The organism is Micrococcus sp. CH7 (genome assembly GCF_001595485.1).
In the GTDB taxonomy this organism is placed as follows: Bacteria; Actinomycetota; Actinomycetes; order Actinomycetales; family Micrococcaceae; genus Micrococcus; species Micrococcus luteus.
This window is the reverse complement of record NZ_LOSQ01000008.1, coordinates 18627-33564: the sequence shown is the minus strand read 5'-3', so window position 1 is coordinate 33564 and position 14938 is coordinate 18627. Positions and strand designations below refer to the sequence as shown.

The following is a 14938-nucleotide window of genomic DNA, read 5'->3' as shown; positions in this document are numbered from 1 at the left end:
ACGGCGTGCTGCGCACCGCCCTCAAGCCCGTCTGGCTGGCCACCCTGGTGCTGGCCCTCGTGGCGGCCGCGGTCTTCGTGGCGCTGTCCAAGTGGCAGTTCGAGTCCGCGGAGACGAACGCGCCGCCGCCGCGCACCCAGACCGAGAACGCCGTGCCGTTCCTGGAGCACGTGCGCCCCTACGAGGCCCTGCTCGGCTCGCAGGCAGACCAGGTCGTCACGGTCGAGGGGGAGTTCGTGCCCGGCACGGACGTCCTGGTCGGCCCGCGCCTGCTGAACGGCCGCGACGGCTACTGGACGGTCACGGCCCTCCGGGTGGCCGGCGCCCCGGACGGCGAGGTCGTCCCGGTGGTCCGCGGTTGGTCGGCCCGCGCCGACGTCGTGGACCCCGCGCCCGCCGGGCAGGTCACCGTCACCGGGCGCCTGCTGCCCCCGGACGGGCCCCTGCCGCGTGAGGCAGCGGCCGAGGACACCGCCGACCGGCTCCTGTACCGCAGCCTGGCCCCGGCCCAGCTGGTGAACGTGTGGGACGAGCCGTCCTACGCGGCGTACGTCGCGGCGTTCGAGATGGTCGACGCCGCGGGCGCCGAGACGGGCGCGGCCGGCCCCGGCGGGCTCGAGCCGGTGTGGGTGGCCCCGCAGCCGGAGGAGACCCAGATCATCTGGCTCAACGTCTTCTACGCCGTGGAGTGGATGCTCTTCGCCGGCTTCGCCCTGTTCCTGTGGTGGCGGTTCGTCCGCGACGACCACGTCCGGGACGAGCACGAGCGCCGGCTCGACGAGGAGTGGGCCGCGCAGTGGCGCGCCGAGGAGCTCGAGCGGCGCCGGGCGGCCGCGCGCGAGGCCAAGGAGCGGGCCGTCGCGGCGCAGGCCGCGGCGCACCCACGCCAGGACCACGACGACGACGGGGCCGCGCGCCCCGACCCCCGCGACCCGGGCCCCCGTGGGCCCCGAGAGGAGCAGAGCCGATGAGCACCCAGCACCCCGGCCCCCAGCCGGTGGACCCGGCGAGCCTGCCGGATCCCGAGGACATCACGGAGGCCGACCTGCCCGAGCCGCCCCCGCGGCCGGGCCGGGAGCATCGCCGTTTCGCCGGCACCCAGCAGCAGATCCGCTCCGCCACCCGCCTCTACGTGGTGTGCGCGTGGATCACCGGCATCATGCTCCTGCTGCTCGTGGCGGAGATGGTGCTGAAGTACGGCATGCACGTGGAGCTCTACGCGGGCGGCACCACCCTGGACGGAGAGGCCAACGGCCTGGGGCTGCACCCCACGGACAGCGTGACCGGGGGAGTGAACCTGTCCCTGTTCATCCTCATCGCCCACGGCTGGATGTACGTGGTGTACCTGCTCGCCTCGTTCCGCCTGTGGTCCCTGATGCGCTGGGAGCCGCTGCGCCTGCTGGCGATGGCCGGCGGCGGCGTCGTGCCGTTCCTGTCCTTCGTGGTGGAGAAGCGCATGACCCGCGTGGTCCGGGACGAGCTGCACCGCTTCCCGGACGCCGCGCGGCGCTACTGAGCGCCTCGACTATCCTGGACGGGTGACGCAGAATGCCCCCCACCCCGACACCCCCGCCCCGCTCAGCGACGTGATGCCCACGGTGCTGGTGCTGGACTTCGGCGCCCAGTACGCACAGCTCATCGCGCGTCGTGTGCGCGAGGCCAACGTCTACTCCGCGGTCGTGCCCGCCTCCACCCCGGCGGCGCAGATCCTGGAGCGCGAACCCGCGGCGCTGATCCTCTCGGGCGGGCCGTCGTCGGTGTACGAGCCCGGCGCCCCGCAGCTGGACCCGGCGCTGCTCGAGGCCGGGGTGCCCGTGCTGGGCCTGTGCTACGGCTTCCAGTCGATCGCGCACGCCCTCGGCGGCACCGTGGCCAAGACCGGCACCCGGGAGTACGGCTCCACCCGCCTGGACTCGGTGGACGCCGACTCCGTGCTGTTCGCGGACCAGGACCTCGAGCAGGTCGTGTGGATGTCCCACGGGGACGCCGTGACGCAGGCGCCTGAGGGCTTCGCCGTGACGGCCTCCACCGCGGGCGCCCCCGTCGCCGCGTTCGAGGACTGCGAGCGCCGCATCTACGGCGTGCAGTGGCATCCCGAGGTGGGCCACTCCTCCCACGGCCAGCGGGTGCTCGAGCAGTTCCTGCACGAGGGTGCGGGCCTGGGCGCGGACTGGACGGCCAGCGGTGTGATCGAGGAGCAGGTCGAGCGCATCCGCGAGCAGATCGGGGACAAGCGGGCCATCTGCGGCCTGTCCGGCGGCGTGGACTCCGCCGTGGCCGCGGCCCTCGTGCAGCGCGCCATCGGCGACCGCCTCACCTGCGTCTACGTGGACCACGGCCTCATGCGCGAGGGCGAGTCCGCCGAGATCGAGCAGGCCTTCGGCGAGGCCCACGGCGGCGCCCGCCTCGTGATGGTGGACGCGCGCGAGGACTTCCTGTCCGCGCTGGCCGGCGTCACCGACCCCGAGGCCAAGCGCAAGATCATCGGCGAGCGGTTCATCCGCACCTTCGAGAAGGCGCAGGCGGACATCGTCCTCGAGTCGGAGCACGACCCGGACGCCACCGAGGTCCGCTTCCTCGTGCAGGGCACGCTCTACCCGGACGTCGTCGAGTCCGGCGGCGGGGACGGGGCGGCCAACATCAAGTCCCACCACAACGTGGGGGGCCTGCCGGACGACATCCAGTTCGAGCTGTGCGAGCCGCTGCGCGAGCTGTTCAAGGACGAGGTCCGCGCCGTGGGCGCCGAGCTCGGCCTGCCCGAGGGCATCGTGCACCGCCAGCCGTTCCCGGGACCGGGTCTGGGCATCCGCATCATCGGCGAGGTCACCCAGGAGCGCCTGGACCTGCTGCGCCGCGCGGACGCGATCGTGCGCGCGGAGCTCACCGCGGCCGGGCTGGACCGCCAGATCTGGCAGTGCCCGGTGGTGCTGCTCGCGGACGTGCGCTCCGTGGGCGTGCAGGGTGACGGCCGCACCTACGGCCACCCGGTCGTCCTGCGCCCCGTCACCAGCGAGGACGCCATGACGGCGGACTGGGCGCGGATCCCGGACGACGTCCTGTCCCGCATCTCGAACCGCATCACCAACGAGGTCGACGGCGTCAACCGCGTCGTGCTCGACGTGACCAGCAAGCCGCCGGGCACCATCGAGTGGGAGTGAGCGGCGCGTCCGGCGCCGCATCCGGCCGCCCCTGACCGGGGCGGCCGTCCGCACGAAGACCGCCTGGACCCAGGCGACGGAGGAAGGACCGCACGCACGTGACCGAGCAGGAGTTCCCGCGCCTGGCCCGCGCCCGCGCCGCCGCACGCCCCGACGAGGGGCAGACCCGCCCCGACCCGGCCGCCTGGGTGTCCTCCCTGGGCTCGGGCGCCGAGAACGACACGATGCTGCGGTTCGCGCCCTCGGCGGCCAACAGCATCGACCTCACGGAGGCGAACTCCTCCGGCGTCTCGCAGCTGCTGCTGGGGCGGCGCACCCGCCTGTCCACCCTGCTGCCGGCCGGCCCGGAGCTGGACGCGGCGCACGAGGTCTCCCTCGGCCTGCGCGCCAAGGTCCGCGAGCTGGCGGAGGAACGCGGCATCGACGTCGGCGCGCTCGCCGTGGGCGTGGCCACGTGGACGGCCGAGGAGGACGGCCGGCGGGAGCGCCGCTCCGCCCCCGTGCTGCTGGCCCGCGTGGCCCTGACGGTGCGCCGCGGCGCCCGGGGCCGGGACGAGCTGGAGGTCCAGATCACCGAGCCGGCCCGGCTGAACCCGGCGCTCGTGCGGAACCTGCGCCGGCACCACGGCATCGCCCTGGACCCCGAGGCGTACCGGCAGGCCGCCTACGCCACGGCGCGCCTCGAGCCCGCCCCCGCGTTCGCCCGCCTGCGCGAGGAGACCGCCGCGATCGCGGACCTGCACGTCGAGGACTGCCTGCTCGTCTCCACGTTCGCGGACCTCGGCGAGACCGCCTCGCTGCCCGCCTCCCTCGAGGACCTGCCCGTCGTGCAGGCCCTGTACGACGCCGGCACCGGCATGGTGCCGCGCCCGGCGGCGCTGCAGCCCACGGGCGCGCCCGCGGAGGACGACGTCGCCCCGGCGGACGAGCGTCTCGTCCTGGACGTCGACGCCGCCCAGGCGCGCGTGCTCGAGCACGCCGCGGCGGGGGAGTCCCTCGTGGTGGCGGCGGCCCCCGGCACCGGGCAGACCCAGACCGCCGCCGCTCTGGCCGCACGCCTGGCCTGGGAGGGCCGGCGCGTGCTGGTCGTGGCCGAGCGCTCCGCCGCCCTGGCCGACGTGCTCGACCGCCTCGTGGAGGCGGACCTGCGCTCGATCGCGCTGGATGTGCCCGCCAACGCGGACCCCGAGCTGCTCCGTCGCCAGCTCGTGCAGGCCGTCCTGCGCTCCGAGCGGGCCGTGGACACCGACACCGCCCGGGACGAGGCCGCGCTGACCGAACGGCGGCGTCGGCTGCAGGAGCACGTCGGCTCGCTGCACCACGTCCGCCCCCGCTGGGGCTGCTCGCCGTTCCAGGCGATGCAGGCCCTGGCCGCCCTGACCGGGCTCGAGACGCCGCCGGCCACCACCGTGCGCCTCAAGCGCTCCGTGCTGGACTCCACCGTGAACCGGCAGGCCGTGGGCGAGCAGCTCGTGCGTGCCGGGGAGCTCGGCGCGTTCTCCGCCGCCGCCACCGAGAGCCGCTGGTTCGGCGCGCGCGTGCGCAACGTGCAGGAGACCGAGGCCGCCTCGGAGCTGGCCGACGAGCTGGCGGCGGCCCTGCACACCACCCGGCGCGCCGTGGACACCGCCGCCGCCCAGGCCGGCCTGCGCCCCGAGCGCACGGTGGCCGGCTGGGCGGAGCAGGCGGACCTCTACCGCCGCGTGGCCCGCACCCTCACCGAGTTCACCCCGGAGGTGTTCTCCCTCGACGTGCCGCAGCTGGTCGCGGCGACCGCCACCAGCTCGTGGCGGCGCCTCCACCTGGTCGAGATGTCCTCGGTGGCCCGGTCCCGCCTCCGCCGCGCGGCGAAGGACGCGGTCCGCCCGGGCGTGCAGCCCACGGACCTGCACGGCGCCCTCGTGGACGCCGCCGCCGTCCTGGAGGACTGGAACCGCCACGCCGCCGAGCCGGGCACGCCCCCGCAGGTGCCGGACCAGGGCGAGCACGTGATGGGTCACGTCGGCCAGGTGCGCGAGCACCTGCGCCGGCTCGAGGGCGTCCTCGCCCCCGAGGCCGTGGCCGAGGGGCCGCTGGACGAGCGCGACGTGGACGACCTCGTGGCCGCCGTCGACGGGCTCGTGGCGGACCGCGACACCCTGGCCACGCTGCCCGAGCGCACCCTCGTGCTGGACAGCCTGCGCGACCACGGCCTGGCGGAGCTGCTCGAGGACCTGCGCGACCGCGAGGTGCCCACCGAGGCCCTGACCGCCGAGCTCGAACTGGCGTGGTGGCAGTCCGCGCTCGAGGCGATGATCTCCGGGGACGACTTCCTGGCCATGATGAGCGGGGCGGACCTGACCGAGGTCGAGCGCGGGTTCCGCGACCTGGACCGCGCCCATCTCGAGCGCGGCGGCGCCCGGCTCTCCGCCGCGTTGGCCGCGCGCTGGCGGGAGGCGCTGCGCACCTATCGCGCGGACGCGGCCGTGCTGCGCACCCTGCTCAAGCAGGGCAGCCCCACGGTCGAGTCCCTGGCCACGATCACCCCCGAGCTCCTGCAGCCGCTCGTTCCGGTGGTCACCACCTCGCCCATGGCCCTGTCCGAGTTCCCCCCGGAGTGGCGCGCCGACGTCGTCGTGCTGCTGGAGGCCGACGCGACCGCCCTGGCCACCGCGATGGGCGCGCTCACCCGCGCCCCCCAGGTGGTGGCCCTCGGCGACCCGGTGATCGGGCGGCCGCAGTCGTTCCAGGTGTCCGTGGACCCGACGGCGACCGCCGGGCCCCTGCGCCCGCTGCGCTCGGCCTACGACGCGCTGGACGAGGTGCTGCCCACCCTGCCGCTGCGCACCGTGCACCGCCCCCTCGAGCGGCGCCTCGTGCGCCTGCTCTCCGCGCTCGCCTATGACGGCGCCCTGGATGCGCTGCCCACCGCGGGCGAGGCCACCGGCCGGGATCGTGCCGTCACGGCCGAGTACCTGCCCGAGGGCACCGGCATCCCGATGACCGGCGGCGACGTGGTCGAGTCGACGAACGCCGAGGTCGCCCGCACCGTGGAGCGGGTGTTCGAGCACATCCGCGACCGGCCCGAGCAGTCCCTGGCCGTGGTCACGGTGTCCGAGCAGCACGCCCGCCGGGTGGCCGCCGCCGTGCAGGCCACGGCCGCGCAGGCGCCGTGGGCCCACGAGTTCCTCGCCCGCGGCCGCGGCGAGGACGCCGCCGACGCCGAGCCGTTCGTGATCGTGCCGGTCGTGCGCGCCGCCTCCGTGGTGCGCGACGCCGTGATCCTCACCCCCGGCTACGGCCGCACCCCGCACGGCCGCGTGGTGCACCACTTCGGCGCCTTCTCCGACCCGGACGGCGAGCGCATGGTCACGGTCGCGCTCACCCGCGCCCGTCGCCGCCTGCACCTCGTCTCCGCGCTGCGCGCCGCGGACCTGGACGAGGACCGGCTCGACGGCGGCGCCCTCTGGTTCCTGCGGCTGCTCGAGGCCTACCTCGGCGAGGACGCCGCGGATCCGGTGGGCATGGTGGGCGACCCGCTGCTGGCCGATCTGCGCGACCGGCTCGAGGAGCACGGCGCCCGCGTCCTGCCCCGCTGCGGCGGCGTCATGGACCTGGCCGTGCTCGATCCGCGCGCGGAGCAGGACGAGGCGCCCCGTCCGCTGGCCCTGGCCGGCGACGGCGGCGAGGTGTACCGCGCCCTCACGGTGCGGCAGCGCTCGCGGACCCTGCCCGAGGGGCTCGAGGCCCGCGGCTGGGAGCCCCGGACCCTGTGGGCGATCGACGTGTTCGCGGACCCGGAGTCCGTGGCCCGCGAGCTGGCCGACCGGCTGGGCGTGGAGCCGGCGGACGAGACGGACGAGACCGACGACGATGTCCGCTGACGGCGCGCCGCGCCGCCGCGGCCCGCGCCGGGCGGACGCCCCGGGCACCGGCCCGGCAGCCGCCGACGGCCGCGAGCCGCGCCTGCCCGGGATGCCCCGGCTGACCGGGCAGGCCGAGACGTCGCCGGCGACCACGCCGACCGGCCAGGAGGCCGGGGTCGAGACCGGCCCGGTCGAGGCCGAGCGCGACCGCTGGCTGCGCGAGCAGCGCCCGCCCCACTGGGGCTGAGCCGGCCCGATGCGGCCGGGTCAGTCCGCGGCGGCGGAAGCCGAGGACGACGTCGAGGACGTCGAGGACCCGGCGGCCGAGTCCGAGGTCGATCCGCCGGCCGAGCCGGTGCCGGAGCGCGAGTCGGTCCGGTAGAACCCGGAGCCCTTGAAGCTCACGCCGACCGAGCCGTACTGCTTGCGCAGGACGCCGCCGCACGCGGGGCACTCGGTGAGGGCGTCGTCGGTGAAGGCCTGGACGACGTCGAAGGCGTGGCCGCAGTCCTTGCAGCGGTAGGCGTAGGTGGGCATGCTCAGCTCCAGCTCGCTCGGGGCGCGCCGGGGCGCGCGGTTCTGGGGGGATCCGACCCCCGATGCTACTCCGCGCCGCGGGCCGGGCTCAGACCCAGCGCAGCCCGGCCGCGGTGACGACGCCGTCCACGGGCCGGTCCGTGGGCTCGGCGGGGATGGCGCCCGCCGGCAGCAGCTCGTCCTCGAACACGAGGGCCACGGTCGGCACGCTCCGCGGCAGCTCGGCGAGGAAGCGATCGTAGTAGCCCCCGCCCTGGCCCAGGCGCATCCCGTCCTCGGCCACCGCGAGCGCCGGCATGACCACCGCGGTCGCCGCCGCCAGCGCGTCGGTCCCGAGTCGTTCGCCCACGGGCTCGTCCACGGGGGCGTTCGCCGCGCGCGCCGTTGCGACGTCCGGGTGCCACGGAGCCCAGCTCAGGCGGCGTTCCGGCTCGATCACGGGGACGAGCACCCGCGCCCCCGCGGCCAGCAGGCGGGTGCGCAGCCCACCGGTGTCCGGCTCGGTGGCCATCGGCAGCACGGTGGCCACCACCGGGGCGGTCCCGTCCGCGGTCGCCGCGGCCACGCGCGGACCCAGCCACGCCCACAGGTGCTCGACGGCGGCCGCGGACTCGGCGGCGCGGCGCGCGGGGGAGCGGTCGCGGCGGGCGGTGCGCAGGCGCGCACGCAGGGCGGCCTTGGCGTCCACGACGTCGTCGACGCCGGCGACGGGGCCCGTGGCGGCGGGCTCGGGCACGGGAGGGGGAGTGCGCATGTCCCCATGATGCCCGCCGCACCGGTGCCGCGCCCGGCCGCGCATAGGATCGACGCCATGTCCTGGCAGCGTTCCCCCTGGCCCGTGACCCTGCGGCACAGCACCCTCGCCCTGCGGCCGCTGCGGCGGCGGGACCGGGAGGCGTGGGAGGAGCAGCGGGCGCACAACCGGGAGTGGCTGACGCCGTGGGATGCCACGAGCCCCGTGCCGGGCGCGGGCCCGGCGTCGTTCGGGCAGATGGTCCGCTGGCACGGCCGCCAGGGCCGGGACGGCAGCGCCTACACGTGGGGCATGGTCCTCGACGACGACCGCCCGGACCGGGACCGTCTGGTGGGGCTGCTGTCCCTGGGCGGGATCCAGTACGGCTCGGTGCTCTCCGGCTCGATCGGCTACTGGATCGACCGTCGCGAGGCCGGCCGGGGGCTGACGCCGACGGCCGTGGCCATGGCGACGGACTGGGCGTTCCGCAGCGCCGGTCTGCACCGGGTCGAGGTCAACATCCGCCCGGAGAACGCGGCCAGCCTGCGGGTCGTGGCGAAGCTCGGCCTGCGCGACGAGGGCCTGCGGCGCGCGTACCTGCACGTGGACGGCGCCTGGCGGGACCACCGGACGTTCGCGGTGACCGCCGAGGAGGTCCCCGACGGCCTGCTGGCCCGGTGGCTGGCCACCCGGCCGCGCCCCTGAGCGGTCCGGCGGGACACGCCGCGTGCGGACACGCCGCGATGGCCGGGCCGGTCCGCCTCCGGCGCTAGGCTGACGGCATGGACGAGACCACCGCGCCGACGAGGGCCGTGCAGGCCGCGCTCGACGCGCTGGCCGACGCCCGGGTGAGCGCGTCGCTGGTCATCGTGGCCCTCGTGGCCTTCCTGGCCTGGCGGCTCGTGCTGCGCCGCCATCGTCTCGCGTCCGCCCCCGCCCGCCCGTCGATGCCGAGGTCCTTCATGCACCGCCTGCAGAGCTCGCCCGCCGTCCGTGCCCTGACCGCCCGGTTCTCGGGCCGCCTGAGCGCCGCCGCCGACGCGGCGCGCGCCGCCCGCGGCCGGACCGGCCTGCACATCCGGTGGGGGCGCACGGCGCTGTTCCTCGCCGTCCTCGTGGCCCTGCTCGTGTTCCTCGTGGCCGGGCTCGCCGCGGCGTTCGGCGCGGGCACGCTCGCCCTGGCAGGCTGGTCGCTCCTGTTCGCCGTGGCCGGGCTGGCCGGCCTGCGGGCCCTCGCGGTCCGCGACCGCACCCGTCGCGCCCGGCCCGCCGCCGTCGTCGTCCCGGAGCGCCCCACCGCCCCGGCGGCCGAGGAGCGGCAGGCCCCGCCCGCGGACCCCGAGCGGGACCGCCGCGTGCTGGAGACCGTGCTGGCCTTCGAGACCGAGGCGCCGCGTCCGGCCGCCGCGCCCGCCGCGGCCCGGGCCGAGCCCGTGGTGGTGACCGCCTCCGCCGCCGCCCCCGCAGCGGACCGTGCGGTGACCATCCCCGCGGTGCCGCGCCCCACCTACCTGGACGCCCCGGAGATGGCCCGCCCCCTGCCGGCGCCGCTCGAGACCCCCGCCCCCACCGGCGCGGACACCCGGCCCCAGGACGCCGCGCGCACGGCGGACGATCAGATCAGCGCCGCCGCCGAGCAGGACATCGCCGCCCTGGACCTGGACAACGTCCTGGCGCGGCGCCGGGCCTGCTGAGCCCCGCCGGGCGGGCGCGCCCGTGAGCATCGACCGAGCCGCCGCGCGCCAGGCCGTCCGCGCGTCGGGCGAGCGCTGGCTGCGCACCCGAGCCGACGCCCTGCACCTGCAGCGGGGACGTCGGCTCGCGCGCGTCCTGGACCTGGACGTGATGACCGGACGCGCGGGCGACGCCCGCGTCCGCTCCCGCACCCTCGTCCTCGCCCGCGACCCCCGACACCCCGCCGCCCCCGGCGCGGCGTGCCCGCCCGTCCCGGGCGAGCGCGGGATCCTGGAGGACGGCACCCTGTGGTGGTGGGCCCCCGCCGACCCCGTCCTGCCGGGCCTCACGCTGACCGCCGATCCGGACGCGCTCGCGGCCCTGATCGGCACGGCGCCGGGCCGGGCCCGCCTCACGTGGCGCGGCTACCGGCCGCGGGACCGCGCGGTCCTGGCCGTCGAGGCGACCGGCGACGACGGCGTCGTGGCCCGCACGTTCCTGAAGGTGCTCCCGCCCGCGCGGGCCGCACGGGTCGCCCGGCGCATGGCCGCGGCGGGGGCGGCCGGGGTGCCGGTGCCCGCCGTCCGCGCGGCGCCGGAGCGCGGGGTGCTCCCGCTCGCGAGCGTGCCGGGCCTGCCCTGGCGGGCGCTGCTGGCCGGACCCGAGGCCGCCGCACTCGACCCCGCGCGGGTCGCCGCGCTGCTGGACCGGCTGCCGCCGGTGCCCGAGGAGCCCCCCGGCCCGGCGGGCCCCACGGCCGGGGCGGCCGGGGCGGCCGGGGGCGCCGACGCGGACGACGGCGGACCCGCCGTCCTGCTCGAGCACGCCACGTGGGCCGCCGTCGTGCTGGACCCCGAGGCCCAGGACGAGGCGGTCGCCCGGGCGGACCGGCTCCGCGCGGCGCTCGCGGCCGGGGACCCCGGCCCGCGCGTGCCCGTGCACGGCGACCTGCACCCGGGGAACCTGCACGTGGACGCGGCGGGGGAGCGGATCACCGGCGTGCTGGACGCCGACGACCTGGGCATGGGACACCGCGTGGACGACTGGGCCGTCCTGATCGCCCATCTCGAGGCGGGCGCCGTGGACCTCGGCGCCGGCGGCGCCGCGCTGCACGCCGTGGCCGCACGGTTCCGGCGCCACGCCCGCAACGAGGTCGACGAGGTGGCGCTGGCCGCCCGCGTCGCGACCGTCCTCGCCGCCCTCGCGGCGCAGCCGACCGCGCCCCGCGCCGTGCGGGCCGCCCGCCGGGCCGCCGCCGACGCCGCCCTGGGCCGCGTCGGCCTCTGACCCGCGACGGCGGCCGCCACAGTCGGGCCGGCCCGCCGGGCCGGGCCGCCCCCTCGAGCGGCGGTCAGTCCGCGCCGAGCCCCTCGCGGAGCGCGTCGAGCTCGTCCCGGACGCGCGCGGCGCCGTCGTGGTCCCCGAGGGCGGACAGGCACTGGTGCAGGCCCGTGAGCGCGCCGAGGCGCACGAGCGTGGAGTCGGTGGAGTCGCACACCAGGCGGAAGAGCGTCGCGGCCTGCTCGGGGCTGCCGTCCTCGGCCACCACGTAGGCGGCGAAGAGCTCGGCCTGCGCGGCGCCCTCGCGGTCCCCGGCGGCGGTGAACAGGTCGGCGGCCTGCAGCGCGGTGGCGATCGCCTCCGGCCCCCGCTCGAGCGACCACAGGGCCCGGGCGCGGGTGTCCGTGTAGTCGGCCACCTGCCAGTCGGCGCCGGCGTCCCGCACGAGGACGAGCGCCTCCTCGAGGAGGTCGAGGCCCTCCGCCTGGCCGGACTCGCACAGCAGGTACCCGTGCGCGTGCAGCGCGGCCGGCAGCACCGCCGGGTCCTCGTCCACCGCCTGGCGCGCGGCCGCGACCGCCCGCTCGAACAGGTCGAGGGCGGAGGGCCGGGTGCGTTCGTCGCGCTCGCGGTTCACGAGGGCGCCGGCGGCCAGGAGCGTGCGTGCGGCGTCCTCCCACTGGCCGTGGGCCTCGAACAGGCCGGCCGCCTCCCGCCACAGGGGCAGCGCGTTCTCGGCGCGGTCCTGGTCGTGGTGGGCGTGGCCGAGGTCCACGAGGGCACGGGCCTGCTCGACGTCCCGGCCGTGGGTGGCCTCGCGGCGCACCAGCCGGGCGAGCAGGGGCTCGGCCTCGTCGGCGCGGCCGGCGAGCACGAGCTGGTGCGCCCACCAGTAGCTCAGGCTCGAGGCCTCCGGCGCCTCGGCCTTCTCCGCGTGCACGGAGGCCAGCTCCCACGCGGCCACGGCCACCTCCTCGTACCCGTCGAGGTCGCCGGCCACGCGCCCGGCCAGGGCCGCCGCGGAGGCGGCGCCGCGCCGCAGCCCGACCGAGGCCATCCGCTCCGCGGCCTCGAGCGCCAGGTCGAGGGCCGCCGTCGGACGGTCCAGCTCGTGGGCGGCGATCGCCCGCACCGTGGTGGCGGAGGCCAGGACGGCGCGGGCGGCGGGCAGCGCGGTGACGACGGCGGCCGCCGCGTCCGCCTCGGCGTGCTCGCCCCGCCACAGGTGCAGGCGGGCGAGCAGCAGGTGCGCGCTGGACCACGAGCCGGTGGGCAGCAGGGCACCGGCCGCGCGCAGCCCGCCCAGGACGGCGATGACGCGGCGGGCCAGCTCGAGCGCGGCGTCCAGGTCCCCGGTGTGCACGCGGTGCACGGCCAGCGCCAGGGCGGCCTCGGGCAGGACGGTGTCCCCGGGGTCCTCGCCGGGAGCGCCCGGCTCGTCCTCCACGACGCCGGCCAGCACCGCCGCCTCGACCGTGTCCGGATCGCGCACGAGGGCAGCGCCGAGCTGGGACTCGAGCCCGGCCTGCCGGGGCCGGCCGAGGTGGCGCAGCAGCGCCGCCCGGGCCTCCACCCAGCGGGTCAGGGCGGCCTCGTCCCCGACCTGGCCCGCGGCGACGGCGAGCGCCCGCAGCAGGGCGAGGCGGACGTCGTCCTGGCCGGGCACGAGCGCGGCCAGGCCGGAGTCGGCGAGGCGGGCGGACTCCCGGGGCTCGTCGCGCAGCGCGGCCTCGAGGGAGAGCTCCCACCAGCCGCGGGCGTCCAGGGCGGTCGGGGCGTCGGGCGCCGCGGTGCCGCGGGCCTGCCGGAGCAGGGCGCGCACCCGGTCCAGAGCGGCGTCGACGGCCGGCTCCGCGGGGCCGCCGGAGGGGCCGTCCCGGCGGGGCGGGTCCTGCGGGGTGTCCACGGGCGCCGCTCCTTCCGGGGGTGGGACGGGTGGTCCTCCAGCCTAGGGCGCGGGTCGGTGGGCCGTGCCGCTGTTCGCGGTGGGCGGTGCTCGTAGACTGGCCGGGCCCGCGGCGTCGCCCGCCGCGGGCCGTCCCACCGCCGCCAGGAGCCCGCAGCCATGAGCACCACCCCCGCCGCCCCGGACGCCGCCGGAGCACACCCCGCCGGCCCGTTCCAGACGCGCGCCGGCGCCTACGCCCTGATCGTGGACGGCGGCCGCGTCCTGCTCAGCTCGTGGCAGGGGCCCGAGTTCCTGCAGTGGACGCTGCCCGGCGGCGGCATCGAGCTCGGCGAGAGCCCGGAGGAGGCGTGCCTGCGCGAGGTGTGGGAGGAGACCGGCCACACCGCCGAGCTCACGGGCCTGCTGGGCGTCACGACCGGGACGATCCCGGCGGAGAAGCGCCTGCGGGGCGAGCCGCTGCCGCTGCTCACCGTGCAGGTCCTCTACACCGCCCGCATCACGGGCGGCGTCCTGCGCCCTGAGGTCGGGGGATCCTCGACGGACGCGCGCTGGTTCGACCTCGCGGAGCTCAGCGGGCTGCGCACCGCCTCCTGGGTCACCGAGGCGCTCGCCCGTGCCGGGGTGGCCGCGTGAGCCGCCCCGCGGCCCTCGCCGCCTCCGCCCTCGTGCTGTCGCTGGCCCTGGGGGCGTGCGCGCCGCAGGCGGACGCCCCGCCGACGCCCTCGGCGTCAGGCGCGCCGATCACGGTCGTGCACGGCGGCGAGGGCCTGGAGGCCGCCGTCGCGGCGGTCCTGGCCCGTCACCTGCGCCTGCACGGCCACGCCGTGGCGGACGAGGACGGCGTCGCCGTGGAACAGCCCGCGTGGTCCGCCGCCGGCGGGGACACGGTCGCCGTCGTGGACACCCTGGCCCTGGCCGCCGCCGCCGACCCCGCAGCGGCGCTGCCGTCCCCGCCCACGCCGACGCCCACGCCGACGCCGACCGGGACGGAGGCCGGCCCGTCCACGGGCACCGTGCCCACCCCCTCGGCCACCGCCTCCACCGCCGCCCCGAGCCCCACCGCGCTGCCCGTCGGCGACCCCGCGGCGGACGCCCCGGCGGCCGGGCGCGTCCTCGAGACGCTGCTCGCCGAGGAGACGGCCGCGGCGGGGACACCGCAGGACGAGGCCCCGGCGGCGCTGTCCTCGTCGGCGGGCGTGCTGCGCCTGACCGCGGTCGTCACCCAGACGACCGCGGCCCGGCTCGAGCTCGAGTCGATCACGGACCTCAACGGCCGGTGCGAGTCACTCACCGCCGTCGCACCCCCGGCCCTGACCTCCGCGGCGGACGCGGCCGCGGCCCTGCGCGTCCGCCTGGACCGGCTCGCCGGCTGTCGCCCCGAGACCTGGCTGGCCGACACCGAGGACCCGGCCGCCGCCGTCGTCGCGGACGAGGCCCAGGTCGCGCTTCTGACCGGCACGGATCCGGAGATCGACGCGAGCACGCTCGTCCCGCTCGAGGACGACGGCCGCGTGCTCCCCGAGGGGCGACTGACCGCCGTCGGCTCCGCCGCGATGCTGGACGACGACGCCGAACGGCGCATCGCCGAGGTGATGTCCGCCCTCGACGGCGACGGCCTGCGGGAACTCGAACGGCTCACCACGGGCGACGACCCGCTCCCGCCCGCCGAGGCCGCGCAGTACTGGCTGGTGGACCATGGCCTGGAGGACGCGCCCGAGGACTGGTTCGTGCCCCGCGGCTCCTGGTTCTGAGCTCGCGCGAGGGAGGGGCGCCGGCCCTCGTCGCATGACCGCCACTGTGA

Annotated in this window: 13 protein-coding genes; 10 read left to right on the top strand and 3 right to left on the bottom strand. The window is 77.8% G+C overall.

Translation table 11 applies throughout. The features are described 5' to 3' along the window. Nucleotides 1–5 precede the first annotated feature (5 nt). The 5 genes from AUV08_RS03515 (at nt 6) to AUV08_RS03495 (ending at nt 7250) form a co-directional block, all read left to right on the top strand. Nucleotides 6–971 carry an SURF1 family protein gene (locus AUV08_RS03515; RefSeq protein ID WP_061867090.1) on the top strand — a complete coding sequence of 322 codons (966 nt, stop codon included), beginning with the start codon at nt 6–8 and terminating at the stop codon, nt 969–971. After that, nucleotides 968–1516, top strand: coding sequence for a DUF3817 domain-containing protein (locus AUV08_RS03510; RefSeq protein WP_036340922.1), 549 nt, complete (start codon nt 968–970; stop codon nt 1514–1516). The genes AUV08_RS03515 and AUV08_RS03510 overlap by 4 nt, the downstream gene beginning before the upstream one ends. Before the next feature lie 22 nt (nt 1517–1538). Next, nucleotides 1539–3158 carry a glutamine-hydrolyzing GMP synthase gene (gene guaA, locus AUV08_RS03505; protein WP_061867089.1) on the top strand — a complete coding sequence of 540 codons (1620 nt, stop codon included), beginning with the start codon at nt 1539–1541 and terminating at the stop codon, nt 3156–3158. A gap of 98 nt (nt 3159–3256) precedes the next feature. Then, on the top strand, nt 3257–7021 hold the full coding sequence (locus tag AUV08_RS03500) for a DUF4011 domain-containing protein (RefSeq protein WP_061867088.1): 3765 nt from the start codon (nt 3257–3259) through the stop codon (nt 7019–7021). After that, nucleotides 7011–7250 (top strand): hypothetical protein, encoded by a 240-nt coding sequence (locus AUV08_RS03495; RefSeq protein WP_061867087.1) that lies wholly within the window; start codon nt 7011–7013, stop codon nt 7248–7250. The genes AUV08_RS03500 and AUV08_RS03495 overlap by 11 nt, the downstream gene beginning before the upstream one ends. 20 nt (nt 7251–7270) lie before the next feature. On the opposite strand, the gene AUV08_RS03490 is transcribed toward AUV08_RS03495, so the two are convergent. Next, nucleotides 7271–7540 carry an FmdB family zinc ribbon protein gene (locus AUV08_RS03490; protein ID WP_061867086.1) on the bottom strand — a complete coding sequence of 90 codons (270 nt, stop codon included), beginning with the start codon at nt 7538–7540 and terminating at the stop codon, nt 7271–7273. An 88-nt stretch (nt 7541–7628) separates the two neighbouring features. Beyond that, a complete protein-coding gene (locus AUV08_RS03485) occupies nt 7629–8294 on the bottom strand; it encodes a 5-formyltetrahydrofolate cyclo-ligase (protein WP_231862062.1) in 666 nt (221 codons plus the stop codon). A gap of 57 nt (nt 8295–8351) precedes the next feature. Between AUV08_RS03485 and AUV08_RS03480 the strand changes: the two genes are divergently transcribed. The 3 genes from AUV08_RS03480 to AUV08_RS03470 all read left to right on the top strand — a co-directional run bounded on the left by AUV08_RS03480 (nt 8352) and on the right by AUV08_RS03470 (nt 11234). Next, entirely contained in the window at nt 8352–8978 is a 627-nt protein-coding gene (locus tag AUV08_RS03480) for a GNAT family N-acetyltransferase (protein ID WP_044659461.1), read from the top strand. A 77-nt stretch (nt 8979–9055) separates the two neighbouring features. After that, nucleotides 9056–9967, top strand: coding sequence for a hypothetical protein (locus tag AUV08_RS03475; RefSeq protein ID WP_061873104.1), 912 nt, complete (start codon nt 9056–9058; stop codon nt 9965–9967). A 22-nt stretch (nt 9968–9989) separates the two neighbouring features. Next, complete coding sequence (locus AUV08_RS03470) at nt 9990–11234, top strand: phosphotransferase (protein WP_061873103.1); 1245 nt, start codon at nt 9990–9992, stop codon at nt 11232–11234. A 64-nt stretch (nt 11235–11298) separates the two neighbouring features. On the opposite strand, the gene AUV08_RS03465 is transcribed toward AUV08_RS03470, so the two are convergent. Further along, nucleotides 11299–13134: a hypothetical protein gene (locus AUV08_RS03465; RefSeq protein WP_061867082.1), complete on the bottom strand. Its 1836-nt coding sequence runs from the start codon at nt 13132–13134 to the stop codon at nt 11299–11301. 159 nt (nt 13135–13293) lie between these two features. Between AUV08_RS03465 and AUV08_RS03460 the strand changes: the two genes are divergently transcribed. Both AUV08_RS03460 and AUV08_RS03455 read left to right on the top strand, forming a co-directional pair. Continuing rightward, the gene (locus AUV08_RS03460; RefSeq protein WP_061867081.1) at nt 13294–13770 is read left to right on the top strand and encodes an NUDIX hydrolase; all 477 of its coding nucleotides are present in this window, start codon (nt 13294–13296) and stop codon (nt 13768–13770) included. Continuing rightward, a complete protein-coding gene (locus tag AUV08_RS03455) occupies nt 13767–14888 on the top strand; it encodes a glycine betaine ABC transporter substrate-binding protein (RefSeq protein WP_061867080.1) in 1122 nt (373 codons plus the stop codon). The genes AUV08_RS03460 and AUV08_RS03455 overlap by 4 nt, the downstream gene beginning before the upstream one ends. Nucleotides 14889–14938: the final 50 nt, after the last annotated feature.